General features: G+C 64.6%; 7 protein-coding genes (1 of these 7 running past the window's edge). All 7 read left to right on the forward strand.

Annotated elements, in window-relative coordinates; translation table 11 throughout:
• Window positions 1-139: 139 nt before the first annotated feature.
• Window positions 140-1483, forward strand: coding sequence for a ribosome biogenesis GTPase Der (der, locus tag ACSQ9E_RS05090; protein WP_057205351.1), 1344 nt, complete (start codon window positions 140-142; stop codon window positions 1481-1483).
• Between the two features lie 277 nt (window positions 1484-1760).
• Window positions 1761-2015, forward strand: a complete 255-nt coding sequence (gene hfq, locus ACSQ9E_RS05095; protein WP_057205382.1) for an RNA chaperone Hfq — start codon at window positions 1761-1763, stop codon at window positions 2013-2015.
• Window positions 2016-2078: 63 nt separating this feature from the next.
• The gene (gene hflX, locus ACSQ9E_RS05100; RefSeq protein WP_436217084.1) at window positions 2079-3254 is read left to right on the forward strand and encodes a GTPase HflX; all 1176 of its coding nucleotides are present in this window, start codon (window positions 2079-2081) and stop codon (window positions 3252-3254) included.
• A 53-nt stretch (window positions 3255-3307) separates the two neighbouring features.
• Window positions 3308-4690, forward strand: coding sequence for an FtsH protease activity modulator HflK (gene hflK, locus ACSQ9E_RS05105; RefSeq protein WP_427999837.1), 1383 nt, complete (start codon window positions 3308-3310; stop codon window positions 4688-4690).
• Window positions 4691-4699: 9 nt separating this feature from the next.
• Window positions 4700-5611 carry a protease modulator HflC gene (gene hflC / locus ACSQ9E_RS05110; protein WP_427999838.1) on the forward strand — a complete coding sequence of 304 codons (912 nt, stop codon included), beginning with the start codon at window positions 4700-4702 and terminating at the stop codon, window positions 5609-5611.
• 190 nt (window positions 5612-5801) lie between these two features.
• Complete coding sequence (locus ACSQ9E_RS05115; RefSeq protein ID WP_057205364.1) at window positions 5802-6950, forward strand: ATP phosphoribosyltransferase regulatory subunit; 1149 nt, start codon at window positions 5802-5804, stop codon at window positions 6948-6950.
• Between the two features lie 29 nt (window positions 6951-6979).
• On the forward strand, window positions 6980-7297 hold the 5' end (the start) of the coding sequence (locus ACSQ9E_RS05120) for an adenylosuccinate synthase (protein ID WP_057205367.1). 1059 nt of this gene lie beyond the right edge of the window; 318 of the gene's 1377 nt are visible here — the first part of the coding sequence; it begins with the start codon at window positions 6980-6982; its stop codon lies off the right edge, out of view.

The following is a 7297-nucleotide window of genomic DNA, read 5'->3' on the forward strand; positions in this document are numbered from 1 at the left end:
TTCGCGCCTTCCCCCTCAAAGGGGACGACGCCAATGGCCGGGCCAAGCCCGTTCCATGGCGTCCGCTGGCTTTGGCAGCGTGCGGCTCATGGGTTGCGGATAGCGCATAGCGCAATGGAAAACTGATAGGTCGTATTCAATGAAGCCAGTTATCGCCCTCGTGGGGCGGCCGAATGTCGGTAAATCCACGCTGTTCAACCGCCTGACGAAGACCCGCGACGCGATCGTGGCGGACTTCGCCGGGCTCACGCGTGACCGCCACTACGGCAATGGCAAGCAGGGCAAGCACGAGTACATCGTCATCGATACCGGGGGCTTCGAGCCCGATGCATCCACCGGCATCTACCGCGAGATGGCCAAGCAGACGCAGCAGGCCGTGGCCGAGGCCGACGTGGTCGTCTTCGTCGTGGATGCGCGCGCCGGTGTCTCGGCGCAGGACCATGACATCGCCAACTACCTGCGCCGGCTGTCCAAGCCCTGCGTGCTGGTGGCCAACAAGGCCGAAGGCATGGTCGAGGGCGTGCAGCTGGCCGAGTTCTATGAACTGGGTCTGGGCGAAGTGTTCCCGGTGTCGGCTGCGCATGGCCAGGGCATCAGGGGCCTGGTGGAGATTGCGCTGGAGCCGCTGAACCTGCCCGACCCTGACGAGGCCGATGCCGCAGGCGACAAGAGCGTCATCAAGCTTGCCGTGGCGGGCCGCCCCAATGTGGGCAAGTCCACCTTGATCAACACCTGGCTGGGCGAAGAGCGCCTGGTCGCGTTCGACATGCCGGGCACCACGCGCGATGCGATCACCGTGCCTTTCGAGCGCAACGGCCAGCGCTTCGAGCTGGTGGACACGGCAGGCCTGCGCCGCAAGGGCAAGGTCTTCGAGGCGATCGAGAAGTTCTCGGTGGTCAAGACGCTGCAGGCCATCGAGTCGGCCAACGTGGTGCTGCTGCTGCTCGATGCCACGCAGGGCGTGACCGACCAGGACGCGCACATTGCCGGCTACATTCTGGAGAGCGGCCGCGCCGTGGTGCTGGCCGTGAACAAGTGGGATGCCGTGGATGAATACCAGCGCACGCTGCTGGAGCGCTCCATCGAAACCCGCCTGTCGTTCCTGAAGTTCGCCTCGATGCACTTCATCTCGGCCAAGAAGCGCCAGGGCCTGGGCCCGCTGTGGACCTCCATCGTGCAGGCGCACAAGGCGGCCACCTGCAAGATGTCCACCCCCGTACTCACCCGCCTGCTGCTGGAGGCGGTGCAGTTCCAGGCGCCCAAGCGCGCGGGCATGTTCCGCCCCAAGCTGCGCTACGCGCACCAGGGCGGCATGAACCCGCCGGTGATCGTGATCCACGGCAACTCGCTGGAGCATGTGACCGAGGCCTACAAGCGCTTCCTGGAAGGGCGCTTTCGCAAGGAATTCGACCTGGTGGGCACGCCGCTGCGCATCGAGGTCAAGACCTCGCACAACCCCTACGCGGACAAGGACGAGGGCTGACCCCGGGGGGAGGGCTGCCGCACGGCTCCTTCTTGGCCATGGCATATGCTGCATTGCAGCATGGTTATTGCAACGCCCTGGTTTGGTGAATGGCGCGCAGAAGTAACTATCTGTTTCTGTCGCCGCATATTCACCCCCGGTATTCCCTGGTGAGAACCTCGGTTCGGCGTGCAGAAAGGCCGGGTTGGCGAAAGGCCATGTCACCAGGCGGCAAAAGTCCCACTTTGCTGTGGTAAGGTGGTGGTTTACAACAACATCTTTGAACACGGAGAATATCGTGAGCAATAAAGGCCAACTTTTGCAAGATCCTTTCCTGAACGCACTGCGTAGGGAGCATGTACCTGTTTCCATCTACCTGGTGAACGGTATCAAGCTGCAAGGGCAAATCGAATCGTTCGACCAGTATGTGGTGTTGCTGCGCAATACCGTGACGCAGATGGTCTACAAGCATGCGATCTCCACCATCGTGCCCGGTCGTGCAGTCAATTTCTCGACGGCCGAAACCCCTGATGCAGACGGCGCCGGCACCTGAGTTGCGGCATCCAGTTCAGCATTCAATTCTGGGTCAGATGGTCATGGGCGGAGGCCATCCGCTTTGAGTACCCCCGCATCTTCTGACGCGGGTGGTGCCTCGGTGTTGCTGGTGGGGGTGGATTTCGGTCTTCCCCATTTCGATGGCGAGCTCGAAGAACTGGGTTTGCTTGCGCAAACTGCGGGGCTCAACCCCGTGGCGCGCCTGACCTGCAAGCGCAAGGCACCCGATGCCGCCCTGTTCGTGGGCAGCGGCAAGGCCGATGAAATCCGCACCCTGGCCCAGATGCACGGTGCGGTGGAGGTGCTGTTCGACCAGTCGCTCAGCCCTGCGCAGCAGCGCAACCTGGAGCGCAACCTGGAGCTGCCGGTCTCTGACCGCACCTTCCTGATCCTCGAAATCTTTGCGCAGCGGGCCCGCAGCCATGAGGGCAAGTTGCAGGTGGAACTGGCCCGGCTGCAGTACCTGAGCACGCGCCTTGTGCGCCGCTGGTCGCACCTGGAGCGCCAGACCGGCGGCATCGGTGCGCGCGGCGGTCCGGGCGAAAAGCAGATCGAGCTCGACCGCCGCATGATCGGCGAGGCCATCAAGCGCACGCGCGAGCGGCTCGTCAAGGTCAAGCGCCAGCGCTCGACCCAGCGCCGCCAGCGCGACCGGCGCGACACCTTCACCATCTCGCTGGTGGGCTATACCAACGCCGGCAAGTCCACGCTGTTCAATGCGCTGGTCAAGGCCCGCGCGTACGCGGCCGACCAGCTGTTTGCCACGCTCGATACCACCACGCGCCAGCTCTACCTGGGCGATGCGGGGCGTTCGGTGTCGCTGTCCGACACGGTGGGCTTCATCCGCGACCTGCCACACGGCCTGGTCGATGCCTTCCAGGCCACGCTGCAGGAGGCGGTGGATGCCGATCTGCTGTTGCATGTGGTGGATGCCTCCAACCCCAACTTTCCCGAGCAGATGGACCAGGTGCAGCGCGTGCTGCACGAGATCGGTGCGGCCGACATTCCGCAGCTGCTGGTGTTCAACAAGCTCGATGCGCTCGACGCCGAACAGCAGCCCGCGCTGCTGGAAGACCAGTACGAAGTGGAGGGGCAGATGGTGCCCCGCCTGTTCGTGAGCGCACGCTCCGGCCAGGGCCTGGACTCCCTTCGCCGTGTGCTGTCCGCACGGGTGTTGGCGGCGCAGGAGGACATGACCCCAGTTGATGCTGCCCCATTGCCGGCCCAAGAGGAGTGATTGGGCACAATGCCGTTTTGATCGATGCCACCAGAGAACCAGAGACTTTGCGCATGAATTTCCAAAATCGCACCCTACGCTGGGCTTCGCTGCCAGAACGTATCCGGGGCATGTTCAATCTGAACGATCCCCGCTGGGGCCGTGGCGAAGACAAGCCGGACGACGGCGCACGCCCGGACGAGCGCCCGCCGGCGCCGCCCCCTGCAGGCAATCGCGGGCGCGAGAACAACAAGGGCCAGGGCAATGGCCAGCCACCGGATCTGGATGAACTGTGGCGTGACCTCAACCGCAAGCTCGGCGGCCTGTTTGGCGGCAAGGGCGGCGGCGGTGGCCGGGGCACGGGGGGCGCTGGCAACGGCGGCTTCCAGCCGCCCGACATGAAGAGCGCGGGTGTGGGCGTGGGCCTGATCGCCGGCATCGTCTTCGTGATCTGGATGGGTACGGGCTTCTTCATCGTGCAGGAAGGCCAGCAGGCCGTCATCACCCAGTTCGGCAAGTACAAGAGCACGGTGGGTGCGGGCTTCAACTGGCGCCTGCCGTACCCGATCGAGCGCCATGAGCTGGTGTTCGTGACGCAGATCCGCTCGGCCGACGTGGGCCGCGACAACATCATCAAGAGCACGGGCCTGCGCGAGTCGGCCATGCTCACCGAAGACGAGAACATCGTCGAGATCAAGTTCGCCGTGCAGTACCGCCTGAGCGATGCACGCGCCTGGCTGTTCGAGAGCAAGAACCCCTCGGACGCCGTGATCCAGGCCGCTGAAACGGCGGTGCGCGAAGTGGTGGGCAAGATGCGCATGGACACTGCCCTGGCCGAAGAGCGCGACCAGATCGCGCCGCGCGTGCGCACGCTGATGCAGACCATCCTGGACCGCTACAAGGTGGGTGTCGAAGTGGTGGGCATCAACCTGCAGCAGGGCGGTGTGCGCCCGCCCGAGCAGGTGCAGGCGTCCTTCGACGATGTGCTCAAGGCCGGCCAGGAGCGCGAACGTGCCAAGAACGATGCCCAGGCCTATGCCAACGACGTGATCCCGCGTGCCGTGGGTTCCGCATCGCGCCTCAATGAAGAGGCGGCTGCCTACAAGGCCCGCATCGTGGCCCAGGCGCAGGGCGATGCGCAGCGCTTCTCGTCGGTGCTGGCCGAGTACCAGAAGGCGCCCCAGGTCACCCGTGACCGCATGTACATCGAGAGCATGCAGCAGATCTACGGCAACGTGACCAAGGTGCTGGTGGATTCCCGCCAGGGCTCCAACCTGCTGTACCTGCCGCTGGACAAGATCATGCAGAGCGTGGCCACCGGCACGCCAGGCGCCCTGGATGCGCAGCCCGCCAGTGCTGCGGCCACCACGGTGGTTCCGGCTGCGCCTGCGGCCCCTTTTTCGAATGACCCCCGGGCGCGTGACAGCAGTCGCACACGCGAACGTGAATCCCGCTAGGAGCAGCTCGTGAACAGAGTCGGATTTATCGCATCCACCCTCCTGGTGGTGCTTGCACTCATGAGCTCCATGCTCTTCGTGGTGGACCAGCGCCAGTTCGGCGTGCTCTACGCGCTTGGGCAGATCAAGGAAGTGATCACCGAGCCGGGCCTGAACTTCAAGCTGCCGCCGCCGTTCCAGAACGTGACCTACATCGACAAGCGTCTGCTCACGCTGGACAGCCCCGATACGGAACCTATGCTCACGGCAGAAAAGCAGCGCGTGGTGATCGACTGGTATGTGCGCTGGCGCATCTCCGAGCCCACCCAGTACATCCGCAACGTCGGTCTGGATGAAAGCGCCGGTGCCATGCAGCTCAACCGCGTGGTACGCAATGCCTTCCAGGAAGAGATCAACAAGCGCACCGTGAAGGAGCTGCTCTCGCTCAAGCGCGAAGCGCTGATGGCCGATGTGAAGCGCGAAGTGCTGGAAACCGTGCGCGGCGCCAAGCCCTGGGGCGTGGACGTGGTGGACGTGCGCATCACGCGCGTTGACTATGTGGAGGCCATCACCGAGTCGGTCTACCGCCGCATGGAGGCCGAGCGCAAGCGCGTGGCCAACGAACTGCGCTCCACCGGTGCGGCCGAAGGCGAAAAAATCCGCGCCGATGCCGATCGCCAGCGCGAGATCGCCATTGCCAACGCCTACCGCGATGCCCAGAAGATCAAGGGCGAGGGCGATGCCGAGGCCGCTCGCATCTACGCCGAGGCCTTTGGCCGCGACCCGCAGTTTGCGCAGTTCTACCGCAGCCTGGAAGCCTACAAATCGAGCTTCAACAAGAAGAGCGACGTGATGGTGGTCGATCCCTCGTCGTCGGAGTTCTTCAAGGCCTTCCGCGGCGGCACGGCTTCTACGGCGCAGCCTGCAGCCCCGCGCAAGTAAAAAAGCGGCGCCAGGCGCACAGCGGCAGCCTCTGCATTGCAGGGCTGCCTTTTTTTTGCCGCCTTCCCTCCTGCGGGACGGGGTGGCTCCATGTGTTTCGCGCGCTTGATGGCCTTGTTGGTCGGTCCCCGTTGGAGGGGTCTTGGCCGGTGCCGGTAGAATCACGGTTTTAACAGCCTCCCCTTTTCTCATGTCTGCTTGGGTCCTGCCGGATCACATTGCCGATGTCTTGCCGTCCGAAGCGCGGCACATCGAAGAATTGCGTCGCGGGCTGCTCGACACGGCGCGCTGCTATGGCTATGAGCTGGTCATGCCGCCGCTGCTGGAACACCTGGAATCCCTGCTGACCGGTACCGGTGAGGCGCTGGATCTCCAGACCTTCAAGCTGGTGGACCAGTTGTCGGGCCGCTCCATGGGGCTGCGTGCGGACACCACGCCCCAGGTGGCGCGCATTGATGCCCACCTGCTCAACCGCAAGGGTGTGACACGGCTGTGCTACTGCGGCCCCGTGCTGCACACCCGCCCCGACCGCCCCCATGCCACGCGCGAGCCGCTGCAATTTGGCGCCGAGATCTATGGCCATGCCGGGCTGGAGGCCGACCTCGAAGCCCTGCAGCTGGCGCGTGAATGCCTGCGCGTGGCCGAGGTGCGCGACACCACCATCGACCTGGCCGACGTGCGCATCGTGCGCAGCCTGCTGGCCGGTGTGGCGGTGGATGCGCCGTTGCTCAGCCGCATCCATGCCGCCCTAGCGGCCAAGGACGCGAGCGAACTGGCAACGCTGACCCGTGATTTCCCTGCGGCATCGCGCCAGGGGCTGCTGGCGCTGCTGCAGCTGTATGGTGACGAGTCCGTACTGGCCGAGGCCGACAAGGCCTTGAAGCACATCGCCGGCGTGGCTGAAGTGCTGTCGCACCTGCGCTGGCTGGCCTCGCGGTTGGACGGCGCCGTGGTCACCTTCGACCTGGCCGACCTGCGTGGCTATGCGTACTACAGCGGCACCCGCTTTGCCATCTATGGCAAGGGTGCCAGCGATGCGCTGGTGCGTGGCGGCCGCTATGACGAAGTGGGTGCCGTGTTCGGCCGCAACCGGCCTGCGGCCGGCTTCAGCCTGGACATCAAGCAACTGGTGAGCGTGGTGTCCCCGCGCGCCCTCAAGGCCGCCATCCGCGCGCCCTGGGGCGAGGCGAGCGACGTGAACGCCGCCATTGCCGAGCTGCGCCGCCAAGGCGAGACGGTGGTATGTGTTCTGCCTGGGCATGGGAGCGAAGTCGATGAGTTCCACTGTGACCGAGAGCTGGTGCAGATTGCGGGCCAGTGGGTCGTGCAGGCTGTTTGAGTTAATTGCAATTGAAAATTGGGTCTGAGATGAAAGCAACCAAAGGTCGCAACGTAGTGGTGGTCGGAACCCAATGGGGTGACGAAGGCAAGGGCAAGCTGGTCGACTGGCTCACCGAGAGCGCGCAAGGCGTTGTCCGGTTCCAGGGTGGCCACAATGCCGGCCATACGCTGGTCATCAACGGTGTGAAGACCGCACTGCACCTGATCCCTAGCGGCATCATGCGCCCCGGTGTCAAGTGCTACATCGGCAACGGCGTGGTGCTGTCGGCCGCCAAGCTCTTCGAGGAAATCGAAGGCCTGGAGAAGGCCGGTGTGGAAGTGCGCTCGCGCCTGCGCATCAGCGAG

Origin of the sequence: Acidovorax sp. LjRoot118 (assembly GCF_964253575.1) — a bacterium.
Taxonomy (GTDB): domain Bacteria; phylum Pseudomonadota; class Gammaproteobacteria; order Burkholderiales; family Burkholderiaceae_C; genus Acidovorax.

What these genes read in the sequence shown, in the direction of transcription:
- der (WP_057205351.1), top strand. Translation starts at nt 140, where the DNA reads ATGAAGCCAGTTATCGCCCTCGTGGGGCGGCCGAATGTCGGTAAATCC.
- hflK (WP_427999837.1), top strand. Translation starts at nt 3,308, where the DNA reads ATGAATTTCCAAAATCGCACCCTACGCTGGGCTTCGCTGCCAGAACGT.
- ACSQ9E_RS05115 (WP_057205364.1), top strand. Translation starts at nt 5,802, where the DNA reads ATGTCTGCTTGGGTCCTGCCGGATCACATTGCCGATGTCTTGCCGTCC.